Raw genomic sequence first — 21,680 nt, 5'->3', positions numbered from 1 at the left:
CGCAGGCCATGCGGGCGGTGAGGCGCGGCCTGCTGGCGCTGCTGCTGCTGGCGGTCCTGATCGGCGCGACGGTGGCGTGGTGGCTGCAGCGGCCGCTGCCCTTGGCCACGCCGACGGTGGAGCTGTCCATCGAGCCGGGCACCTCGCCGCGCGCGATCGCCGAGCAGTGGGTGCAGGCCGGCGTGCAGACCCATCCCGCACTGCTGTACCAATGGTTCCGCTGGTCCGGCGACAGCCGCCGCATCCGCGCCGGCAGCTACGAGGTCGAGGCGGGCGCCACGCCGCGCGACCTGCTGCGCAAGATGGTCCAGGGCGAGGAGGCGCTGGAGACCGTGCGTCTCATCGACGGCTGGACCTTTCGCCAGTGGCGCGCCGAGCTGGCCAAGGCCAAGGCGCTGAAGCCGGCCAGCCAGGGCCTGACCGACGAGCAGCTGATGGCCGCGCTCGGCGCGCCGGGCGTGCACCCGGAAGGCCGCTTCTTCCCCGACACCTACGCCTACAGCCGCGGCGTGAGCGACCTCACCGTGATGAAGCGCGCCTTCCAGGCGCAGCGGCGGCGGCTGGACGAGGCATGGGCCGACCGCGCCCCCGACCTGCCGCTGAAGAGCGCCGACGAGGCGCTGATCCTCGCCTCCATCGTCGAGAAGGAGACCGGCACGCCGGCCGACCGCGGCAAGGTGGCGGGCGTGTTCGTCAACCGGCTCAGGCTCGGCATGCCGCTGCAGACCGATCCGACGCTGATCTACGGCCTGGGCGAGCGCTTCGACGGCAACCTGCGCAAGCGCGACCTCACCACCGCCGGCCGCTACAACACCTACCTCAACCCCGGCCTGCCGCCGACGCCCATCGCCATGCCGGGCCTGGCTTCGCTGCGTGCCGCCGTCCGGCCGGAGTCGACCAAGGCGCTTTTCTTCGTCGCCCGCGGCGACGGCAGCAGCGAGTTCAGCGAGACGCTGGCCGAGCACAACCGCGCGGTCGACCGCTACCAGCGCAGCCCTGCGCGCGCTGCAGTGTCCAAAGGAGGATGACGTGACGCCATGCCGGGTGCCGGAGTGCAGGGACGGGCCGACGTGACCGGCCGCTTCATCAGCTTCGAGGGCATCGACGGTGCCGGCAAGTCCACCCACATCGAGCCGCTGGCCGAGTGGCTGCGGTCGCACGGCCGCACCGTCCGGCTGACGCGCGAGCCGGGCGGCACCGACCTCGCCGAGTCCTTGCGCGCGCTGCTGCTCGCCCAGCCGATGGACGCGCTGACCGAGACGCTGCTGGTCTTCGCCGCCCGCCGCGACCACCTGCAGCGCTGCATCCTGCCCGCGCTGGCGGACGGCGCGGTCGTGCTGTGCGACCGCTTCACCGACGCCACCTTCGCCTACCAGGGCGGTGGCCGCGGCTTCGATCCGACGGTGCTGGGCCAGCTGGAAGCCTGGGTGCAGCAGGGCCGGCAGCCGGACCTGACGCTGTGGTTCGACGTCGCGCCCGACGTCGCCGCCGCCCGCCGCGCGGCCGCGCGCGCGCCGGACCGCTTCGAGCGCGAGGACCTGGGCTTCTTCGAGCGCGTGCGCGCCGGTTATGCCGAGCGGCGGGACGCCCAGCCGCAGCGCTTCGCGGTCCTCGACGCCGGGCAGCCGCCCGAACGGGTGTGGCAGGCCGTTCTGCACGCCGTGCAGACCAAGGCGGAGGCCGAGGCATGGTGGTGAACGAGGCGGCGCTGCCGCTGCCCTGGCTGGCCGCGCCGCTGGCCGACGTGCTCGCCATGCCGCCGCACCATGCGCTGCTGGTCCATGGCGCGGCGGGCAGCGGCCTGTTCGAGTTCGCCGACGGCCTGGTCGCCGCGCAGCTCTGCGAGGCCGACGCGGCGACCGCACGGCCCTGCGGCCGCTGCCCCGGCTGCCACCTGCGGCAGGCCGGGCACCACCCCGACCTGCGCCGCCTGGTGCCCGCGGCCCTGCTGACGTCGCTCGGCCTCGCCGACGCGGCGGAGGAGGGCGCCGACACCAAGGCCAGCAAGGCCAAGCCCAGCCGCGAGATCAAGGTCGAAGCGGTGCGCGAGGCCATCGGCTGGACCCAGCAGAGCAGCTCGCGCGGGCGCGGCAAGTGGCTGCTGCTGCACCCGGCCGAGGCCCTGAACCTCGTGGCGGCCAACGCGCTGCTGAAGACGCTGGAGGAACCGCCGCCGGGCGTGCGCCTGCTGCTCACCAGCGCCGAGCCCGACCGCCTGCTGCCCACCGTGCGCAGCCGCTGCCGGCGCCTGGCCCTGGCCGCGCCCGCCGCCGAGCCGGCCCTGGCCTGGCTGCGGGGGCAAGGGGTCGATTGCCCCGAGGTGCTGCTGCGCGCCGCCGGCGGCCAGCCGCTGCTGGCGCGGTCGATGGCGGCCGAGGGGGTGCAGTCGGCGCACTGGCTGGCGCTGCCCGGGGCCGTGGCCGCGGGCGATGCCGGGCCGATGGCCGGCTGGCCGCTGCCGCGCGCGGTGGAAGCGCTGCAGAAGCTCTGCCACGACGCGATGGCCACGGCCGTGGGGGCGGCGCCACGCTACTTTCCGGCCGACCGCCTGCCGGCCACCGACGGATTGGCGCCGCTGGCCGCCTGGTCCAAGGTGCTGAGGGAGGCGGCACGCCACGACGAGCACCCCTGGCAGGCCGGCCTGCTCGTCGAATCCCTCGTGTTGCAAAGTGCACCGGCGTGGGCCCGGCGCCGTGCCGCCGGCCCGTCGCGCGGCGGACGCGCCACTACACTGGCCGGCCGATGAACGAGCACCGCCCTCCGCGCCGCCCCGCCGGCCGCCGCCCACGCCGGCCGGCCCAGCGTGATCCAGCTCGTCTTCAAGGAGAAGGGCGCGCTCTACGCGGCCTACATCCCGCTCTTCACCGAGGGCGGCCTCTTCGTGCCGACGCAGCGCGAGTACCGGCTGGGCGACGACATCTACCTGCTGCTGTCCCTGCCCGACGACGCGCAGCGCTACCCGGTGGCGGGCAAGGTGGCGTGGCTCACGCCACCCAACGCATCGGGCGGCCGCACCCAGGGCGTCGGGGTGCGCTTCCCCGGCGACGAGAAGACCCGGCTGCTGCGCGCCCGCATCGAAGAGATCCTCGGCACGGCCATCTCGTCGTCGAAGCCGACGCAGACGCTGTAGCCTGGGCCGCACGGTGCCCTTGGGCGCCACCGGCCTGCCACCACCCGCTCCCTTGCGATGTTCGTCGACTCCCACTGCCACCTCAGCATGCCGGCGCTGCGCGAGCGCCTGCCCGAGATCCTGGACGCCATGGCGGCGGCCAGCGTCGACCGGGCCCTGACGATCTGCACCACGATCGAGGACTTCGACAACGTGCTGTCGCTGGCCCGCGAGCACGCCCACCTCTGGGCGACGGTGGGCGTGCACCCCGACGAGGAGGACGTGCGCGAGCCGACGGTGGACGAGCTCGTGGCGCTGGCCGGGTCGCCGAAGGTGGTGGCCCTCGGCGAGACGGGGCTCGACTACTACCGCCTGAACGGCCGCAGCACGGCCGAGATGCAGTGGCAGCGCGACCGCTTCGCGGCGCACATCCGGGCCGCGCGTCGCACCGGCCTGCCGCTGGTCATCCACACCCGCAGCGCGAGCGAGGACACGGTCGCGCTGCTGAAGGCCGAAGGCGAGGGCGCCGTGCGCGGGGTCTTCCACTGCTTCACCGAGACCATGGCGGTGGCGCGCGCGGCGCTGGACCTGGGCTTCCTCATCTCGTTCTCCGGCATCCTGACGTTCAAGAACGCCGGCGACCTGCGCGAGGTGGCGCGCTTCGTGCCGCTGGACCGCTGCCTGATCGAGACCGACAGCCCTTATCTGGCACCCGTGCCCCACCGCGGCAAGACCAACAGCCCGGCCTACGTGCCGTTCGTGGCGCGGCAGATCGCCGAGCTCAAGGGCGTCACAACGGAAGCGGTGGCCCAGACGACCAGCGCCAACTTCGAGGCGCTGTTCGGCATCCCGCCGCTGGAGAGGCGATGAGGCGTCGCCGGGGCCTCGGGCTGGCGGCGGCGCTGGTCGCCGGCTGGGGGACGGCCGCCGACGTGGCGGCGGGCGCCTGGGACGACTTCTTCCGGGCCCTCATCCGCGACAACGGGACCACCGTCAGCACGCTGCTGCTGCGCGGCTTCGATCCCAACACGGTCAACGAGCACGGCCAGCCGGCACTGGTGCTGGCGCTGCGCGAGGAGTCCTTCGCCGTCGCCGAGGCGCTGATGCTGTCGCCCCAGCTGAAGGTGGACCTGCCCAACCCGGCCGGCGAGACCGAAGCCCCCCTTTTTGGGGGGGCGCTAAGGGGTCCCCCGGGGGGGGGGGGGGGGGGGGGGCCCGCGGCGCGTCGGTCAACCGCGACGGCTGGACACCCCACCCACGCTGGACACCCACTACGCCGCCAGCGGACCGGAACCGGCGGCGGTGCAGCTGCTCATCGAGCGTGGCGCCGACCTGAACGCGCGGTCGCCGAACGGCAGCACGCCGCTGATGATGGCGGCCGGTTACGGCTCGGTCACCGCGGCCGAGCTGCTGCTGGCGCGTGGGGCCGACCCGCGTCTGGCCAACGACCTGGACCTCGACGCCGCGGACTTCGCCCGGCGGGCCGACCGTGTCCGGCTGGCCGACCAGATCGCCGCCGCCCGCGGCGGCGCATGCAGGCCGACGACGCCCGGCGCTGACAGGCCTGTCGGCGCGCTTCGTACAGCGGCTTTGGCCGGGCGTCCAATGGGCGCCGCAGGCGACCCCGCCTAGAGTGCGATCACCCCAACGCACCGCCAGGAGCCGCCGATGGCCGACAGCACGCACGTGATCGCCGCCGACCCCTTCGCCCTGATGCTCGACCCCGACGCCGTGCTGCGGGCCATCGAGGGCTCGGTGCGCCTGGAACGGCTGCAGCGCCGCATCTGCCGGCCGCTCGACCGGATGCCGGCCGAGGGCCCGGCGCAGGGCGACGCACGCGACGCCGACGACGACGAGGCCTGACGGACGCCGTCAGCCGGCGACGAGCACCTCGTCGCTGCGGCTGGCGCCACGGTTGTCGGTCCAGGCCACCGCGAGGCGGTCGCCGGCCTTGGCACCGCGCAGGTTGAACTGCAGGAACGGGTTCTTCGAGACGCTGGGGCCCCAGTGCGCACTCAGCACGGGGCGGTCGTTCAGCTTCACCGTCACCAGCTGGATGTGCCAGGCGGGCACCAGTCGGCCGTTCGCTTCCTTGCGCTGGCCGCTTTCCATCTCGTGGCTCATCAGGACCCGCACGGTGGTGCGGCCGTCGGGGCCCAGCTGGGCCCGGATCCGGGTGGGGTCGCTCACAGCAAGCTCCTCTTCGCCTCAGGCACCGCAGCCCCCCAGGGTCACCCGGACGTCCTTGGTCGCCGCCAGGAGCCGGCCGTCCTGCATCAGCGCCACCGCGTGCACGGTGGACGACTGGGCCATCTTCACCTGCAAGGTGAACACCGCCTCCACCGACTCCGACGGCTCGAACACCGCGCTCAGCACGGCGGGGTTGCGGTCCACCAGCAGCAGCACCCGCCGCACGCCCGGCAACGCGGTGCCGAAGGTGATGCGCACCGACCCGCCGTTCTCGGCGATGTCGGGGGCCTGGAGCAGCACGTCGCGGCTGCTCACCGGCACGCCCAGCCCGAGCGCGCGGTAGGCGTCCGCCGCGCTGCGTGCGTCGAAGGCGCCGGACATGGGCGTCTGGGCCGCCGCCGTCGGAGCGAGCAGCGGGGACACCAAGGGCGACAGCAACAACGCGGTCACGCTGCGGCGACGCCGCCGACCGGAGGTCGATGCCGCTGGCGGGGGAAGGGCGGGGGCAGGCGGGTTCACGCCGGCGATGCTAACGGCCGGGCCGCGGCCGTGCCGGCACATGGTTGGGCCGAGGCGCTCCCGGGGTTACGTCCGCACACCATCCGACACCTTCATGGCGGAACGCCGTGCTTTTTGGCGCATGCGAACCACCGCAGACGGCCGAACATTCCACCCATGCGCACCATCCAACTGCCCGACCTGCCCAGCCGAGCCGGCATGCCGCGGCCGGCCTGGGGCAGCTCGGACTGGGCCAGCGAGTCCTGCCTCAAGGACTGGGACGAGCTGGAGCGCGACTGGCTGGATCGGGAGGCGCAGGCGACGCCGCGCAGCGCGGTGCCCCCGCTGGCGCTGGTGGTGATGGGCCTGGCGGCTGCCGCGCTGTTATGGTCGGTGCTGCGGTTGGCGGAAGCCTTCCTGCTGCCCGGCGTGCTCGGCATGACGACCGCCATGGACCTGCTGCCGGAACTGATCGCGGCCTTCCTGCTCCTGGTCTTGACCGCGGTCGGCTACGCCTTGTCGGGCCCGACGCCCGCCGAGGGCGACGATCGGTCCTGACGGAGACGACACCAGGCCGACGCTCGGCGCCGCCGGAAGGCCCTGTCGCCCGCCCGTGCACTGATAACCCGGTATCCTTGAGGGTTGGACGGCTTCGCCGTCCTGAGCCTCTTGTCCACCACCATCAGCTGCATGAGCAAGACCCTCCAGACCAAGGTTGCCAGCAACGGGCTTCGCTACACCTCCAAGGTCAGCGGCTCGCCATTCCTCGGCAATGGCTCGACCATGTCGTGCTTCCGTTGCGGGAAGCACCGCACGGCCGACCAGTTGCAGACCAAGAAGCTGATCGGTCGCAACCAGCGGGTGTGCAAACCGTCTTGCGCAGAGCTGGACGCCGCACGCGGCTGAACCGATGCTGAAGAAGCCGCCGCGAGGCGGCTTCTTCGTTTAGAGCGCCGCCGACGTCGGTGGACGCTTTGTCGTCACGGTCGCGCGCGACACGTTGCACGATACCTCGCCACGGCCAGCCAGTGGGTCGTTAGCCGTTCTAATGTGCATTATGTTAAGTCAGGATGAACGAGAAAGACGCCGGGGCCATCAGGCCGCGCGGCGTCGGAATACAGGACTTGAACTCACCGCAGCGTCAGGGGCCCGCACCCCGGCTGACGACACCTCAAGCGTGGCGGCGGCGCTTCTCCACGGCGGGCAGCTTCATCATCTGCCGGTACTTGGTGACCGTGCGGCGGGCCACCGACAGGCCCTGGCGCGCGAGGTTGCGGGCGATCTGGGCGTCGCTCAGCGGGTCGGTGGCGCTCTCGGCCTCGATCATGTCGCGGATCATTCCGCGGATTGCGGTCGCCGAGGCGGCACCGCCGCCGGGCGTGGGCAGCGCGCGCGAGAAGAAGTACTTGAGCTCGAACACGCCGGAGGGCGTGGCCATGTACTTGTTGTTGGTCACCCGGCAGACGGTCGACTCGTGCAGCCCCAGTTCTTCGGCGATCTCGCGCAGGCCCATCGGCTTCATCGCCAGCGGCCCGAACTCGAAGAAGTGGTGCTGCCGCCGCACGATGGCGTCGGCCACGTCGAGGATGGTCGAGAAGCGCTGCTCCACGTTGCGCACCGTCCAGCGGGCCTCGCGCAGGTGAGACGCCAGTTCGGCATGGCCGGAGTCCCGGTGCTGCTGGAACAGCTCGGCATACATCTGGTTGAGGCGAACCTTCGGCACCACGTCCGGGTTCAACATCGTGATCCAGCGGTTGCCCTTGGCCTTGCGCACGATGACGTCCGGCGTCACGTACTGCGCGGTGCTGGCACCGAAGCGCCAGCCCGGCCGGGGGTCGAGGTGGCGGATGCGCTCGCACACCGCCTCCACCTGGGCCGGCGTGGCCCCGGTGGCGCGGCACAGGTGCGGCACGTCCCGCATGGCCAGGCGGTCGAGGTGGTGGGTCACGATGCGCTGCGCCAGCTCCCGCTCCGCGTCGTCGACCGTGTCGCGCAATTGCAGCAGCAGGCATTCGCGCACGTCGCGCGCGGCCACCCCGCTGGGGTCCAGGCTCTGCACCAGACGCAGCGCCACGTTGAGTTCGTCGTCGTCGACGGCCGGCTGCACCTCGCACATCTCGCGGATCTCGTCCATCGAGATGCGCAGGTAGCCGTCGTCGTCCAGCGATTCGATGATGACGGCCGTCAGCATGCGGTCGCGTGCCGAGAGCGGGGTCACGTTGATCTGGCCGTGCAGGTGCTGCCGCAACGACACGTCGGCGGCCATCATGTCGACCACGTCCATCTCGCCGTCGCCATGGCCGCGACCGGAGCCGCTGCCCGGTGTCGAGGTCCAGCTGTCGCGCTCCCAGACCTGCTCGGTGGCGCTCACCGTGTCGTTGATGATCTCCGGCGCCGAGTCCCAGGGCGCGGTGATCGGGTCGGCCGCGGCCTCGGCGGCCTGCACGGCGGCCGGGGTCTCGGTCTCCTCCTCGAGGAAGGGATTGGTGTCCAGCGCCTGCTGGACTTCCTGCGCGAAGTCGAGCGACGACAACTGCAGCAGCCGAACCGCTTGTTGCAGGCGCGGGGTCAGCGTCTGGTGTTGCCGGTGCTCGAGGCGCAGCGTGGGTGCGTTCATGGACTCTCCCTGCGTGTGTTGTTCAAGCGGTCCTTAACGCAACACCCATGCCGGGATTCGTGAAGTCCTCACGGCCGGTGAGCCGCGCAACGAGACGTTTCATTCATCGCGTGCTCGCTCAAGAAACCTCTCGAAAGTCGGCGCATTCCCTTCATCCGACGCACCACTTCACGGGGCTCCAGGCGCCGTTTGCAGCAGCACCGGTAAGGCAGGCCTGTGGATTGCCGGCAAGCCTGGCTGGCCTTACCGCAAGAAGTGCGTCGGCGACCGTGCGCTCGCCCGGGTTCAGTCCCGACGCGAGGTGTCGTCCACCCCCCGCCGGTCGTCCACCCTCCCCTGGTCGTCGCGCTGCTGCTCCCGGTAGGCGCGGTCGGTGGCCTCGGCCCGGCTGGTGTCGCGCAGGCCGCGGGCCACGTCCTCGGCAGCCTGCCGGGTGACCTGCGGCACCTGGTGCTGCTGGCTGTCGGCCGACTCGTCCCGTTCATGCGGCAGCCGCGGCTCCGGCGCGTCGTCGCGTCGCTGGCTGCTGCGCCCGTCGATGTCCGCCGTGCCGTGCCGGTCCTCGCCTTCGCCGGCGCCGTCCGCCCGGCGTCCCGGCGGGTTGCCGGGCGCGGCGGGGGCGACGGGCGGCGTGGGTCGTTCGGTCCGGGTCATGGGCATTCCCAAATGCGGCGAGTCGTGCCGCCACCAGCGCGCGGCAAGGCCCGTGCCCCCGCCCGACGTGCTTCTGATGTTTTGGTGCGGTGCGGTACGCCAGTTGCCCAAGGGTGCCGGTGCCTCCACCGACCACCCGCCAGACCTCCATGCGCCTGACCCGTCGCATCGGCCCCATCACCTGCCCGGCGGAGGCGTGGCGTTGAGCGGGCCGCCGTCCCTGCAGTCGTTCTGGATGGCCGGCTTCGAAGGCGCGGACCATCGCAATGGCAGCGGCCACCCACTGGACATGGTGGCCCTCACCGACCACCTCGATCGACTCGAGGCCGACTACGCCCGCTGTGCGCGGCAGGGCCTGCGCAGCGTGCGCGAGAGCATCGGCTGGCGGCTGGCGGAGCCGAGTCCCGGCGCTTACGACTTCGCCCGCTTGCACCGCATGGCCGAGGTGGCCCGGCGGCAAGGCGTGCAGCCGCTGTGGACGCTCATGCACTACGGCATGCCGGACGACCTGCACGTGATGCACGAGGACTTCGTCGACCGCTTCGCGGCCTTCGCCGCGGCCGTGGCCCGCGAACTCCAGCCGTTGCACGACGACGCCCTGCCGCCCATCGTCACGCCGGTCAACGAAGTGAGCTTCGTCGCCTGGGTGCTGTCCGAGACCGACAACATGGCCGGCGGCCCCCCGGCGGCCGCAAGCTGGCCGATGGCGAGGTGGCCAGTTCGGCGCGCAGCGGCTATGCCATCAAGTGCCGGCTGGTCGAAGCCTCGTTGGCCGCCATGAAGGCCATGCGCCAGGTCGATCCGCGCGTGCGTTTCCTTCAGATCGAGCCGGTGGTTCACGTGGCGCCGCCGGCCGACCGACCCGACCTGCAGCCGCTGGCCGACGAGGTGGCCGGTTACCAGTGGCAGGTGTGGGACATGCTCGCCGGCCGCAGCGAGCCCCAGCTCGGCGGTGGCCCGCAATGGCTGGACGTGCTGGGCATCAATTACTACCACTCCGGCCAGTGGGAGGTCATGACCGAACGGCGCCTGTACTGGCACCTGAAGGACCCCCGCCGCAAGCCGCTGGGCGACCTGCTCACCGCCGCCTGGCAGCGCTACGACCGGCCGCTGCTCATCGCCGAGACCAGCCATGTCGGCGTCGGCCGGGCCGAATGGCTGGAGGAGGTGGCGGCCGAGGTCGAGCGGGTGCGCCGCCAGGGCCTGCCGCTGGCCGGCATCTGCCTGTACCCCGTCGTCGACCGCCCCGACTGGGACAACCTCGACCACTGGCACCGCAGCGGCCTGTGGGACGCCGCGGCCACCGAGCACGGCAAGCCCCCCGGCCCGCCCGGCCGCGTGCTCTGCCGGCCCTACGCCCGGGCGCTGCAGCAGTGGCAGCGCCGCCTGCCGCACGACCTCACCCCCGATTCCACCGACCCAGGAAAGCCCGCCATGAGCACCTCGCTGATCGTCTTCTCGCACCTGCGCTGGGACTTCGTCTTCCAGCGGCCGCAGCACCTGCTGACGCGGCTGGGCCGGCAGCACCCCGTCTACTTCTTCGAGGAGCCGGTGCACTGCGAGGGCGACGCCTGGCTGGAGCAGCTGCCGGTGTGCGACGGCATCACCGTGCTGCGGCCGCACACGCCGCTGGCCGGTGGCGGCTTCGACGACGCCCAGATGCCGGTGCTGCGCCGTCTGCTCGACCAGTGGCTGGTCGACGAAGGTCCCGCCGAGCACCTGGCCTGGTTCTACACGCCGATGGCGCTGCCGCTGCTGGACGCGCTCGATCCGCAGGCCGTCATCTACGACTGCATGGACGAACTGGCGGCGTTCAAGCACGCACCGAAGGCCTTGCGCCAGCGCGAGGCCGCCCTGCTCAAGCGCGCCGACATCGTGCTCACCGGCGGGCCCAGCCTGTACGAGGCCAAGCGCGACCTCGGCCGCAACGTGCACTGCCTGCCGAGCTCGGTGGACGTGGCGCACTACGCGCCCGAGCACGTCACCCGCGACTGCGAGCACTACCTGGCCGCCGAGAAGCTGCAGAGCCACCTGCTGGCGCCGCGGCTCGGTTTCTTCGGCGTCATCGACGAGCGGCTCGACCTGGCGCTGCTCGCCCAGGTCGTCGATGCCCGTCCGCAGTGGCAGTTCGTCATGGTCGGTCCGGTGGTGAAGATCGATCCCGAGCAGCTGCCGCAGCGCCCCAACCTGCACTGGCTGGGCCAGCAGAGCTACCAGCGTCTGCCGGCGCTGGTCGCCGGTTGGGACGTCTGCCTGCTGCCCTTCGCCCTCAACGAGCACACGCGCTACATCAGCCCCACCAAGACGCTGGAGTACCTGGCCGCCGAGAAGCCGGTGGTCTCGACGCCGGTGAAGGACGTGGTGACGCTGTACGGCGAGGCGGTGCGCATCGCCGGCACGGCCGAGGACTTCGCCGCCGCCTGCGACGCGGCGCTGGCCGAGACGCCGGAGCAGCGGCAGGCCCGGCTGCGGCAGGGCGCCGCCTGTGTCGCCCGTCACTCGTGGGACGCCGCCAGCCGCAAGGTGATGTCGCTGATCGACGAGGTGCTGGCGCAGCGCGCGGCGCTGCTGTCCGAGCTCGACGTGCCGGACGACGAGGTGATGGCCGTCGACACCCTGCCGGGCGCCCTCGCCCCGGTGGCCGATCCGCTGGCGGCGGCGCGGTTGCAGGCGGTGCTCATCGCGCCCGCCGCGGCCCGCTGAGGGAGGACGCGGCAGCCCGCCGGCGGCCATGATCATCGACGCCCACCTGCACTGCACCGGCGACGAGACGGCCGAGGGCGTGCTGCGTGCGCTCGACGAGGCCGACACCGACATCGGCGTGCTGCTCGCGCCCTTCCTGCACAACGGCTACTCGATGCACGACCCGGCCTCGCTGCGGCGGGCCAACGCGCACCTGGCCGGGCTGGTGAAGGGCCACGAGGACCGGTTGGTCGGCTTCGCGGTGCTGAACCCGGCCGACCCCGGCGCGGTCGCCGACCTCGACCGCTGCCTGGAGACGGGGCTGCGCGGCATCAAGATGGTCCCGAGCGGCTGGTCGCCCGAAGACGACCGGGTGCAGCCGCTGTTCGCGCGGGCCGCGCAGCACCGGCTGCCGCTGCTCTTCCACAGCGGCATCTTCATCGACGGCCGCTCCAGCCGCTTCTGCCGTCCCGCCGGCTTCGAGCCGCTGCGCGACCACCCCGGCGTGCGCGTCACGCTGGCGCACCTCAGCTGGCCGTGGTGCGACGAGGCCATCGCCGTCGGCCTCATCGACCGCATCCACGGCGTGCCGCCGGAGCGCATGGTGTTCCGCTTCGACCTCAGCTTCGGGCCGCCGCCGCCCTACCGGCTGGAGGTCCTGCGCAAGGCGCTCGACGTGCTCGGTGCCGACTGCCTGCAGTACGGCAGCGACTGCTTCTTTCCCTGCGACGGCGCGCACATCGCCGAACGCCGGCGCTGGCTGGTCGACCTGCTCGACCAGCTGGAGGTCGGCCGCGAGGACCGCGAGCGCATCTTCTTCCGCACCGCCGCCACCTGGCTGGGGCTGGTGCCGCCGGCCCAGCGCCTGGTGCGCGAGACGCCCGCCGCCGAGGCGCCGGGCCCGCGCGCGGGCGGACTGTTCTCGTCCCTCACCTCGCGTGGCGCGCAAGCCCTGCGCGCCGCGGGCGGCACGTCGCGGCCCGGGCGCCTGCGCTGGATGCCCACCTGCTGTTGAAAGGCGATGCCGTGAGCCCGACCAGCAGCACGCCGATCGGCCAGGCCGCCGCCGGGCGCGGTGGCCGCATCCACGTGCTCCAGGTCGTCGGCAACGCCATCGTCGGCGGCATGGAGACCTACGTGCAGCGGCTGGTGCGCGCCCTGCCGAAGGACCGCTTCGACGTCACGGTCTGCTGCCCGCACGAGGGCCCGTTCAGCGAGTCGCTGCAGGGGCTGCCCGGCGTGCGCATCCTGGTCATGCCGATGCCCGACGACCCGGCCTGGGCGTCGATCAGCAGCACGGCGTCCTATGTGCGCTCGCAGGGCGTCGACGTCATCCACTGCCACCTCAACAACGCCCACCTCCTGGGCGGCCTGGCCGGGCGGCTCACCGGCGTGCCGGTGCTGTTCACCAACCACGGAAGGCAGCTCGGCAGCCCCGACCTGGAGATGCACCGGCTGGGCCAGACGCACCTCGGCGTGGTCTGCCAGTACAGCCAGCTGCACGCGCTCAACCTCGGCGTGGCACCCGACCGGCTGCACCTCATCCCCAACGGCGTCGACTGCGGCGTGTTCCAGCCGCGCCGGGTGCGCGACGGCGCCCTGCGCCGGCGCTTCGGCATCGCCCCCGAGGCCACGCTGATCGGCTTCATCGGCCGCCTCTCGTGGGAGAAGGCGCCGGAGACCTTCCTGCGCGCCATGCTGCTGGTGCACCAGACCGACCCCGAGGCCCGCGTCGTGATGTGCGGCACCGGCCCGATGGCCGAGCAGGCGGCCGGCTTCGTGCGCCAGTTCGACATGCAGGACCATGTGCACCTGGCCGGGCTGCAGTCGGACATGGCGGCGGTGCTGGCCGAGCTGGACCTCGTGGTGTCGAGCTCGCACACCGAGGCCATGCCGCTGGCGCTGATGGAGGCCATGGCGGCCGGGCTGCCGGTGGTGGGCACCCGGGTCGGCGGCGTGCCGGAACTGGTCCAGCACGGCATCACCGGCTACCTGGCCGGCCCCGGCGACATCGACGCCATCGCCTCCTGCGCCCGTGCGCTGCTGCGCGACCCCGCCCTGCGCGAACGCTTCGGCGGCGCCGCGCGCAGCCGTGCCCTGCAGCGCTTCTCGCTCGACGACTGCGTGGCCCGCACCGGCGAGCTGCTGCAGCGGCTGGCGCGGCAGGGCCGCTTCCACGACGCCGACGGCGCCGAGCCGGCGGCCAACGAGTCGCTGGTGCCGGGGCTGGCCGGCCGCGGCGGCAAGGGCGCCCACGGCCTCGGGGCCAACGGCCTGGTCACGGGGCGCTGAGCGAGGTGGCACCCGGCGGCGGCGCCCTGCCCCGCGTGGCCGCCCCTTCCCAGCCGTCCTGCAGCGCCACCCGCAGCGTGGGCAGGCACTGCGGGCGGGTGCGCTGCAGGAAGGCGATCAACCCCTCGCGCAGTTCGCAGCGCAGGTCCCAGTTCTGGCCGGACGAGGCCGAGCTGACGATCAGCCGCAGCTGCATGGCGCGGGTGTCGGCGTCGGTCACCTGCAGCAGGCAGACCCGGCCGTCCCAGTGCGCGCTGGCCTCGGCCAGCCGCCGGGCCTCCTCGCGCAGCGGCTCCAGCGGCGTGGTGTAGTCGACCCACAGGAAGACGCTGCCGATGATCTGCGCGCTGTCGCGCGTCCAGTTCTGGAACGGGTTCTCGATGAACCACTGCAGCGGGATGATCAGCCGCCGCTCGTCCCACAGCTTCATCACCACGTAGGTGCCGGTGATCTCCTCCACCCGCCCCCACTCGCCCTGAACGATGAGCACGTCGTCGATGCGCAGCGGCTGCGTCAGCGCCAGCTGGAGGCCGGCGATCAAGTTGCTGAACACCGAGCGCGCGGCGATGCCGGCCACCAGGCCCACCACGCCGGCCGACGCCAGCAGGCTGGCGCCGAACTGCCGCGCCGTGGGGAAGGTCATGAGCATGAAGGCGATGCCCGCCACCAGCAGCGCGCTGGCGACGATGCGCGACAGCACCCGCGTCTGCGTGAGGATGCGGCGCGCGTGCAGGTTGTCGGCGGCGTCGACCGGGTGGCGCTTGAGCACGGCGTCGGCCACGCCATGCACCGCCCGCGTCAGCGCCCAGGTGATGGCGGCGATCAGCGCGAGCACCGTCAGGTGGCGCACGCCGTCGAGCCCGGGCAGCGTCGACGGCGCGCCCTGCCACACCGCTTGCAGCGCCAGCAACGGCAGCACCCACTGCATCGGCCGGTCGATGCGCAGCAGCACCGATTCGCCCAGCGGCGCATGGCGCGACAGCCGCAGCAGCAGCGCCCGGCCCAGCCGCTGCACCACCACCGCCAGCAGCACGGCGGCCAGCGCGACGGCCGCCGGCGTGAGCCAGGGGCGCAGCGCCTCCAGGTCCGGCAGCGGGTTCACCGCACGGGGGTCGCCACGCCGCCGGCGGGCGGTGCCTCACCCCGGCGCTCGGCCTCCAGCGCGTCGGCGCGGGCGGCCACCGCCTGCGTGTCCTCGGCCTGCACGCCCTCGATCGCCCAGGTCACCGCCGCGCCCAGCAGCAGGATCTGCGAGGAGTAGTAGATCCACAGCATGATGATGGCGAAGGAGCCCGCGGCGCCATAGCTGTTGGTGGCGCTCACGCGGCCCAGGTACAGGCCGATGAAGTGCTTGCCGATGGAGAACAGCAGCGCGCTCACCAGCGCGCCGATCCACACCGAGCGCCAGTGCGGCGGCGCGTCGGGCAGCCAGCGCAGGAAGGCGGCGAAGGCGGCGGTCAGCACCGCGGTGGACACCACCACGTCCAGCAGCGACAGCACGCCGGCCAGCATCGGCGCCTGGCGCACCAGCGCCGAGGTGAAGGCCGCCAGCGCCGCCGACAGCGCGAGCGACGCCACCAGCAGGAAGCCGAAGCCGAGCACCAGCGCGATGGCCACCAGCTTGGCGCGGACGAAGGTGGTCAGCGCCGACGCGTGCGGCACCACCCGGCCGATGCGGTTGAGCGCGGTGCGCAGCGCCGCGAACACGCGGCTGGCCGCGAACAGCAGCGTGACGATGCCCAGCGCCGCGGCGAGGCCGCCGGAGTTGCTGTTCCAGGCCGAGGCGATCATCTCCTGGATGGCGAGGGCGGCGTCGCGGCCGACCATGTCCTCGATCTGGCCGACGATCTCGCCGCGCGCCGCCTCGGCCCCGAAGACGCCGCTGGCCACCGAGATGGCCACCACCAGCAGCGGCGCCAGGCCGAACATGGAGTAGAAGGCGATGGAGGCGCCCAGTTCGGCGGCGTCCTGCGCGATCCACAGCCGCACGCCCAGCCAGCCGGTGTGCAGCCCCTCGCGCAGGCGCGGCGGCAGCCGCCCCCACAGCCGTTGACCACGTTGTTCCAGGCGAAGTCGGAGTGCGTCGATGGCCATGGAGGCGTTTCGGGCACACCGCATGCCTGAGCGGGGCACCCATGCCCGCTGCATTGCCCCTCGGCTCCTCGGCCACCGACGACGACCGGCGTCAGACCGGGCCGTTTCCCGCCGCCGCCGGCATGGGGCAGACGCCGCCGCCGGCCGACGCCGACGCCATTCCCTCGCCCGGGGGCGTGGCCGATCTCGCGCCCGGGCTCGCGGCGTCCCTGCCGCCCGGCCCGCCGATGGTGGCGCGCAGTTCGCCGGCCAACCGCCGCGGCGTGGCGGTGCGGGTGGTCGGCCTGCCGCCGTGGGTGGGCAAGGGGCTGCTGGCCATCGCCGTGCTGTTCTTCCTGCAGGAGGCGAAGGTCGTGCTGCTGCCGCTGGCGGTGGCGCTGATCCTGACCTTCCTGCTCTACGGGCCGGTGCGCCTGCTGTCGCGGCGCGGCGTGCCGCCGCAGCTCGGCGCGGCCATCGTGCTGGGCGCGGCGCTCACCATCGCCGGCTCGGTGGTCAGCACGCTGGCGGTGCCGGCGGCGGACTGGTGGGCGCGGGCACCGGCCAACATCCAGCAGGTCGCCGACATCCTCGAGCGGCTGCGTGCGGCGCTGCCGATCCCCGGCATGCAGCCGCCACGCCGCGGCACCCGCGAACCCGACCCGGTGCAGCAGCAGATCGCCACCGAGAGCGTCACCGTCACCCGCACGCTGGCCAAGCACGTGCTGGGCTTCGGCGTCACCGCCATCGCCACCATCATCCTGCTGTACTTCCTGCTGGCGTCCGAGTACCGGCTGCTGTCGCGCACGGTGGAGGCGCTGCCCGACCGACGGGCCCGGGCCCGGGTGCTCGGCGGCATGCGGCGGGCGCAGCGCGACATCGGCCGCTACCTCGGCACGATGACGATCATCAACAGCGGCGTCGGCATCGCCGTGGGGCTGGCGATGCTGCAGCTCGGGCTGTCCAACCCGCTGCTGTGGGGCGCGCTGGCCGGGGCGATGAACTTCGTGCCCTTCATCGGCCCGTCGCTGGTGTCCGGCGGGCTGCTGGTGGCCGGCGTGCTGACCTTCAACGACTGGACCAGCATGGTGGCGCCGGCCGCCTGCTACATGCTCCTGCACAGCATCGAGGCCAACCTGGTCACCCCGCTGGTGGTCGGCCGCCGCCTGCGGCTGTCGCCGATGGCGGTGTTCCTGTCGGTCATGCTGTGGGGCTGGCTGTGGGGCGTGGCCGGCGCCTTCATCGCGGTGCCGATGCTGCTGGGCATCCGCGCCGCCTGCCAGCGGGTGACCGGCTGGCGCCTGATGGCCGGCTACCTGAGCGAGCAGGAGGCGCCGCCCACCTCGCTGCGCAAGCTGATGCGCCGGACGCGCCCGCGCATGGGGTTTCCGCCGCGCTGACCCTCGCCGCCTGTCGGACCGATTCCGACACGGCAAACGGTCGGCGACCGACGCGGCAAACCCGCGCCGGCGCCCTACAGTGCCCGCATCGCGGCCGACGTCCTGGCCGCCTGCCGTGCCCCCCGATGTCCCCTGCTGCGTCCGCCTGCGCCGGTCCTTCCTTCGCCGACCTGTACCGCGCGCTGTGGCGCCATGCCGAGGGGGCACGGCCGCGCTTCGTGCTCGCCATGGCGATGCTCGCCACCTCGCAGCTGGTCAAGCTGGCCATGCCGTGGATGGCGGCGCAGGCGATCAACCGCATCCAGGCCGCCGGCGTCGCCGGCCTGCCCGCCGCCGGCTGGTGGATCGCCGGCCTGCTGGCCACCTACTGCGGCGTCTGGTCGCTGCACGGGCCGGCCCGGGTGATCGAGCGCTCGGTGGGCGTGCGCGTGCGCCGCAGCGTGGCCGACCTGCTCTACGCCCGACTGGCCGCCGCGCCCCTGCCCTGGCACGAGCAGCGCCATTCCGGCGAACTGCAGCACCGGGTCGCGCAGGCCAGCGGCGCGCTCTACAGCTTCACCCAGAACCAGTTCATCTACCTGCAGGCCGCCGTCAACCTGGTCGGACCGCTGCTGGCGCTGTGGTGGCTGTCGCCGGCCACCGGCGGCGTGGCGCTGGTCGGCTATGCGGTGATCTTCGCCGTCATCGTGCGCTTCGACGGCTCGCTGATGCGCCTGGCGGCGCAGGAGAACACCGCCGAGCGGCGCTACGCCGCCCGGCTGCTCGACTTCGTCGGCAACATCGGCTCGGTCAAGAGCCTGCGGCTGCAGGGCGCCAGCCGGCGGCTGCTCGACCGCCGCCTCGGCGAGGTCTTCCAGCCGCTGGCGCGCAGCATCGTGCTCACCGAGTGGAAGTGGTGCGGCGTCGACCTGATGGGCGCGGCCCTGACCTGGGGCCTGGTCGTGGTCTACGTGCTGGCCGCGACCGGCGGCGCGGCGCCGGCCGCCGCCGGCACGTTGCTGCTGGGCAGCCTGTTCATGGTCCACCAGTACGCGCAGCAGGCGGCCGGGGTGGTGGGCGCCCTGGCCAGCCACTACCAGGCCTTCGCCCGCGCCCGGACCGACTACGCCCAGGCCGCCGAGATCCTGCAGGCGCCGCAGGCGGCGCCCGTGGCGCCGGCCGACGGCGGCTGGCGGCGCATCGACCTGCACGACCTGGCCTACGACCATGCCGGCGGCGGCGGGGTCGAGGGCGTGCGGCTGTCGCTGCACCGCGGCGAACGCCTGGCGCTGGTCGGGCCCAGCGGCAGCGGCAAGAGCACGCTGCTCAAGCTGCTGGCCGGGCTGTACGAGGCCGGCAGCGGCCACATCGAGGTCGACGGCGTGGCGCTCGCCGGCCGGCGCCACCTGGCCGACCGCGCGACGCTGGTTCCGCAGGAGGCCGAGGTGTTCGAGGCCAGCGTGCGCGAGAACATCGTGCTCGACCCGCAGGCCGGCGACGGCGAGGCGCCGTTGGCCGCGGCGCTGCACGCCAGCAGCTTCGACGGCGTGCTGTCGACGCTGCCGCAAGGGCTGGACACGCCGCTGGCCGAACGCGGCATGAACCTGTCCGGCGGCCAGCGCCAGCGTCTGGCCCTGGCGCGCGGCCTGTTCGCCGCCCGCCACAGCAGCCTGCTGCTGCTGGACGAGCCGACGAGCGCGCTCGACCCGATCACCGAGCTGCGCGTGCACCACCGCATCGACGCCGCCTTTGCCGACGCGACGGTGGTCGCCTCGGTCCACCGCATGTCGTTGCTCGGTCATTTCGACCGGGTGGCGCTGATGGTGGGCGGGCGGCTGGTCGACGTCGGCACGGTGGACCAGTTGCGCGAACGGCAGCCGCTGTTCGCCCGGCTGCTGCTCGGCGCAGCCGCCGACGACGTGGCGACGCCGGCCCCGGCATCGCGAGGGCCCGCCGACGAACGGCCGGCGGCCGTGGCCGTCGCCGCCTGAACGCCCTCCCGCTGCCCTCGCAGGGCCGGCCCCGCCCGGGCACAGGCGTTGCCCGCGTCCGACACGGCATCCCCGCCGTACCCGGATCGCCCATGGCCGTCGTTCCCCTGCTGCCGCGCGCACCCTCGCCACGCCCGGCCCCCCTCCCCCAATGTGCTGCACTGGCCGGTCGGCTCCGCGCTGCCGGCGCTGGACCGTCCGCCGGCCGGCAGTCCCTGGGCCGATGCCGAATGGCGGGCCGGCAACCGCTGGCGCTGGCTGCACGACGCGCCGCAGGCGGCGAAGGCCCAGTTCGCCGCGCTCGACGGCGCGAGAGACCACGTCAACCTCGTCCGCCCGGTGCTGGACGCCGACGGGACCGGCCAGGCGCTGGTGGCCCGGCTGGCGGCCAAGGCGCGCCAGGGCGTGAAGGTGCACCTGCTGGTGGGCGCCGAACGCGGCTGGCCCGCGCACCGGCCGGCGAGCCGGCTGCTGCAGGAGGCCGGCGTGCACCTGGCCCAGTGCCCCTCCCTCGCCGAACCCGGCACCCGCTGGTGGCCGGGCGCGGCGGCGGCCGACGAGCGCGGCGCCTGCTGGCTCGTGGTCGATGGACGCCAGGCGGTGGTCGGCCTGGCCGGCGGCGCGCGCGCGCCGGCGGTCGATGGCCGGCTGCGGCCGGCCCGTCGACAGGAGGTGGCGCTCGCCGGCCCCGCCGTGGCGCTGCTGCAGGCCCGTTTCATCGACGCCTGGCAGGCCGCCAGCGGCCGGCGTCCGTACCTGGCGCGCTACTTCCCGCAGCCCACGCCGCGCGGTGAAGGCCTGGTGGCGCTGGCGGTGGACGACCAGCCGCTGTGCCGCGCCCTGCACGGCGCCCGGCGCAGCGTGCTGGTGGCGGTCGAGCGCTGGCAGCCCACGCCGGCGCTCGCCGCGGCGGCCGAGGGCGCGCTGCAGCGCGGCGTGGAGCTGCGGGTGCTGCTGCCCGCCGACGACGACGGCCGACCGCTGCACCGGGTGCATGGGCGGCTGTCCGGGGTTCGGATGCATGCCATCGCGCGCCGCCGCTGGCCGGGCGAACTCGCCAGCGTGGACGGCCGTTGGGCGGTCTTCGGTCCCACCGGTGCGGACTGCGGTGACGGCCGGCACCCGGCCGCCATGCCGTGGCTGCCCGCGCTGCTGTGCGCCGATGCCGACGCGGCGGCGCAGCTCACCGCCGAGCTGCGGCAGGACCTGCAGCGCGGACGGCCGCTGCCGCCGCCGAGGGCCTGGTTCCTGCGCTGGCTGGGCTGAGGCGCCCTGCCGCCGCCGTCAGGGCGGCGGTCGTTGTGACGACGGTCCCGCCGCATGGCGCGGCGTGGCGCCCGGGCCGACCCAGTCGCCGGGCAGCGGCGTGGGCGCGGCGTTGTCGGGCAACACCGGGCTTTCGGCGCTGACCAGCGGCACGGCCTCGGCCGGTGGGCCGAGGGCGGCGTCGTCCGCCTGTGCGGCGCGCACCAGGCGGCCGCAGTCGCGGGCGCAGTCGGCGAGCGTGGCGCTGCGGCGCACGGCGAGCTGGCGCGCCAGGCAGCGCTGCCAGTGCCGGCGCGGTCCGGCCCGGTCGGCGTCCTCGGGCCGCAGGTCGAGCCGCAGCACGGGGGCGTGGTCCAGCCCCAGCGCCCCGGGAAGGCGCTCGCGCAGGCGTGCCACCAGCCGGGGCCACGGGCCGCCGCAGCGCGGCCCCACCGACGGCAGCGCCAGCCCTTCACCCAACGGCAGCAGCTGCAGCTCGCGGCCGAGCAGCGCGTACTGCAGCGGCATCAGCTGCAACGCCGCTTCCAGTCCAGGCCCGACGGCCCGCGCCGGCGGCACCACGCCATGCAGCGGCCAGCCGCGGGCCGAGAACCAGCGCAGCGCCGCCTGCAGTCCGTTCAGCGCGTCCTCGCAGCGCAGGCGACCCCGTGCCGGATCCGCCGCGGCCAGCCGACGCCAGCGGCGCTCGGCCGGCGGCGCCGCCGCGGCGCGCAGCCCGACCTCGTCGCCGGCGTCGAGCCGCCGGCCGAGCGCGGCCTCGAAGGCCGGGTCGCGGGGCGCGGCCATCACCTCGGCGGACAGCAGCCAGGTCAGCTTCACCGGACCGAGGGCCTGCACCGCCTGCAGCAGCCGGGCACAGGCCGGCCAGCGCAGCGGGGAAACGGGGTGCACCAGCACGACCAGCGTGGGTTCCATGGCAGACAGGGGAC

Annotated in this window: 23 protein-coding genes; 16 read left to right on the top strand and 7 right to left on the bottom strand. The window is 73.8% G+C overall.

The genetic code is table 11. The features are described 5' to 3' along the window. Positions 1-8 precede the first annotated feature (8 nt). The 7 genes from mltG to LRS07_RS13260 all read left to right on the top strand — a co-directional run bounded on the left by mltG (position 9) and on the right by LRS07_RS13260 (position 4,972). Positions 9-1,028: an endolytic transglycosylase MltG gene (mltG, locus tag LRS07_RS13290; protein WP_260502110.1), complete on the top strand. Its 1,020-nt coding sequence runs from the start codon at positions 9-11 to the stop codon at positions 1,026-1,028. 9 nt (positions 1,029-1,037) lie between these two features. Next, complete coding sequence (tmk, locus tag LRS07_RS13285; RefSeq protein ID WP_260498500.1) at positions 1,038-1,697, top strand: dTMP kinase; 660 nt, start codon at positions 1,038-1,040, stop codon at positions 1,695-1,697. Further along, positions 1,688-2,746, top strand: a complete 1,059-nt coding sequence (locus tag LRS07_RS13280; protein WP_260498499.1) for a DNA polymerase III delta subunit-related protein — start codon at positions 1,688-1,690, stop codon at positions 2,744-2,746. Before tmk ends, LRS07_RS13280 begins: the two co-directional genes overlap by 10 nt. Positions 2,747-2,803: 57 nt before the next feature. Next, positions 2,804-3,130: a PilZ domain-containing protein gene (locus tag LRS07_RS13275; RefSeq protein WP_260498498.1), complete on the top strand. Its 327-nt coding sequence runs from the start codon at positions 2,804-2,806 to the stop codon at positions 3,128-3,130. Positions 3,131-3,187: 57 nt separating this feature from the next. Further along, positions 3,188-3,979 carry a TatD family hydrolase gene (locus tag LRS07_RS13270; RefSeq protein ID WP_260498497.1) on the top strand — a complete coding sequence of 264 codons (792 nt, stop codon included), beginning with the start codon at positions 3,188-3,190 and terminating at the stop codon, positions 3,977-3,979. A 432-nt stretch (positions 3,980-4,411) separates the two neighbouring features. Beyond that, a complete protein-coding gene (locus LRS07_RS13265) occupies positions 4,412-4,741 on the top strand; it encodes an ankyrin repeat domain-containing protein (RefSeq protein WP_409450542.1) in 330 nt (109 codons plus the stop codon). Positions 4,742-4,777: 36 nt separating this feature from the next. Continuing rightward, positions 4,778-4,972, top strand: coding sequence for a hypothetical protein (locus LRS07_RS13260; protein WP_260498496.1), 195 nt, complete (start codon positions 4,778-4,780; stop codon positions 4,970-4,972). Between the two features lie 9 nt (positions 4,973-4,981). Here the strand turns inward: LRS07_RS13260 and soxZ are convergent, their stop codons facing one another. Both soxZ and LRS07_RS13250 read right to left on the bottom strand, forming a co-directional pair. Further along, positions 4,982-5,299: a thiosulfate oxidation carrier complex protein SoxZ gene (soxZ, locus tag LRS07_RS13255; protein WP_260498495.1), complete on the bottom strand. Its 318-nt coding sequence runs from the start codon at positions 5,297-5,299 to the stop codon at positions 4,982-4,984. Positions 5,300-5,317: 18 nt separating this feature from the next. Next, a complete protein-coding gene (locus LRS07_RS13250) occupies positions 5,318-5,680 on the bottom strand; it encodes a thiosulfate oxidation carrier protein SoxY (RefSeq protein WP_260498494.1) in 363 nt (120 codons plus the stop codon). Between the two features lie 294 nt (positions 5,681-5,974). On the opposite strand from LRS07_RS13250, the gene LRS07_RS13245 reads away from it, so the two are divergent. Further along, positions 5,975-6,355, top strand: coding sequence for a hypothetical protein (locus tag LRS07_RS13245; RefSeq protein ID WP_260498493.1), 381 nt, complete (start codon positions 5,975-5,977; stop codon positions 6,353-6,355). Between the two features lie 132 nt (positions 6,356-6,487). Next, on the top strand, positions 6,488-6,703 hold the full coding sequence (locus LRS07_RS13240; RefSeq protein ID WP_260498492.1) for a hypothetical protein: 216 nt from the start codon (positions 6,488-6,490) through the stop codon (positions 6,701-6,703). 265 nt (positions 6,704-6,968) lie between these two features. On the opposite strand, the gene LRS07_RS13235 is transcribed toward LRS07_RS13240, so the two are convergent. Both LRS07_RS13235 and LRS07_RS13230 read right to left on the bottom strand, forming a co-directional pair. Next, positions 6,969-8,414: an RNA polymerase factor sigma-54 gene (locus LRS07_RS13235; protein ID WP_260498491.1), complete on the bottom strand. Its 1,446-nt coding sequence runs from the start codon at positions 8,412-8,414 to the stop codon at positions 6,969-6,971. 285 nt (positions 8,415-8,699) lie between these two features. Further along, positions 8,700-9,068: a hypothetical protein gene (locus LRS07_RS13230; protein WP_260498490.1), complete on the bottom strand. Its 369-nt coding sequence runs from the start codon at positions 9,066-9,068 to the stop codon at positions 8,700-8,702. 202 nt (positions 9,069-9,270) lie between these two features. Here LRS07_RS13230 and LRS07_RS13225 point away from each other — a divergent pair, with 202 nt between their 5' ends. From LRS07_RS13225 to LRS07_RS13210, 4 genes are read left to right on the top strand one after another with little or no spacing between them, the layout of a single operon-like run. Beyond that, on the top strand, positions 9,271-9,849 hold the full coding sequence (locus LRS07_RS13225) for a beta-galactosidase (protein ID WP_260498489.1): 579 nt from the start codon (positions 9,271-9,273) through the stop codon (positions 9,847-9,849). After that, positions 9,780-11,771 carry a glycosyltransferase gene (locus LRS07_RS13220; RefSeq protein WP_260498488.1) on the top strand — a complete coding sequence of 664 codons (1,992 nt, stop codon included), beginning with the start codon at positions 9,780-9,782 and terminating at the stop codon, positions 11,769-11,771. Before LRS07_RS13225 ends, LRS07_RS13220 begins: the two co-directional genes overlap by 70 nt. 28 nt (positions 11,772-11,799) lie before the next feature. Further along, complete coding sequence (locus tag LRS07_RS13215; RefSeq protein ID WP_260498487.1) at positions 11,800-12,765, top strand: amidohydrolase family protein; 966 nt, start codon at positions 11,800-11,802, stop codon at positions 12,763-12,765. Positions 12,766-12,776: 11 nt separating this feature from the next. Continuing rightward, on the top strand, positions 12,777-14,042 hold the full coding sequence (locus LRS07_RS13210; protein ID WP_260498486.1) for a glycosyltransferase: 1,266 nt from the start codon (positions 12,777-12,779) through the stop codon (positions 14,040-14,042). Here the strand turns inward: LRS07_RS13210 and LRS07_RS13205 are convergent. Next, on the bottom strand, positions 14,029-15,144 hold the full coding sequence (locus LRS07_RS13205; RefSeq protein WP_260498485.1) for a mechanosensitive ion channel family protein: 1,116 nt from the start codon (positions 15,142-15,144) through the stop codon (positions 14,029-14,031). The two genes, LRS07_RS13210 and LRS07_RS13205, sit on opposite strands and share 14 nt — an antisense overlap. Then, positions 15,141-16,136, bottom strand: coding sequence for a YihY/virulence factor BrkB family protein (locus LRS07_RS13200; protein WP_260498484.1), 996 nt, complete (start codon positions 16,134-16,136; stop codon positions 15,141-15,143). Before LRS07_RS13200 ends, LRS07_RS13205 begins: the two co-directional genes overlap by 4 nt. 41 nt (positions 16,137-16,177) lie before the next feature. Here LRS07_RS13200 and LRS07_RS13195 point away from each other — a divergent pair, with 41 nt between their 5' ends. The 3 genes from LRS07_RS13195 (at position 16,178) to LRS07_RS13185 (ending at position 20,751) form a co-directional block, all read left to right on the top strand. Further along, on the top strand, positions 16,178-17,515 hold the full coding sequence (locus LRS07_RS13195) for an AI-2E family transporter (protein ID WP_260498483.1): 1,338 nt from the start codon (positions 16,178-16,180) through the stop codon (positions 17,513-17,515). A 125-nt stretch (positions 17,516-17,640) separates the two neighbouring features. After that, the gene (locus LRS07_RS13190; RefSeq protein WP_260498482.1) at positions 17,641-19,485 is read left to right on the top strand and encodes an ABC transporter ATP-binding protein; all 1,845 of its coding nucleotides are present in this window, start codon (positions 17,641-17,643) and stop codon (positions 19,483-19,485) included. Between the two features lie 153 nt (positions 19,486-19,638). Then, on the top strand, positions 19,639-20,751 hold the full coding sequence (locus tag LRS07_RS13185; RefSeq protein ID WP_260498481.1) for a phospholipase D-like domain-containing protein: 1,113 nt from the start codon (positions 19,639-19,641) through the stop codon (positions 20,749-20,751). Between the two features lie 18 nt (positions 20,752-20,769). Here LRS07_RS13185 and LRS07_RS13180 read toward each other — a convergent pair whose 3' ends face one another. After that, positions 20,770-21,666, bottom strand: a complete 897-nt coding sequence (locus tag LRS07_RS13180; protein WP_260498480.1) for a hypothetical protein — start codon at positions 21,664-21,666, stop codon at positions 20,770-20,772. Positions 21,667-21,680: the final 14 nt, after the last annotated feature.

Source organism: Aquabacterium sp. J223, from assembly GCF_024666615.1.
Taxonomy (GTDB): Bacteria; Pseudomonadota; Gammaproteobacteria; order Burkholderiales; family Burkholderiaceae_C; genus J223.
This window is presented reverse-complemented; position numbering and strand designations above follow the sequence as displayed.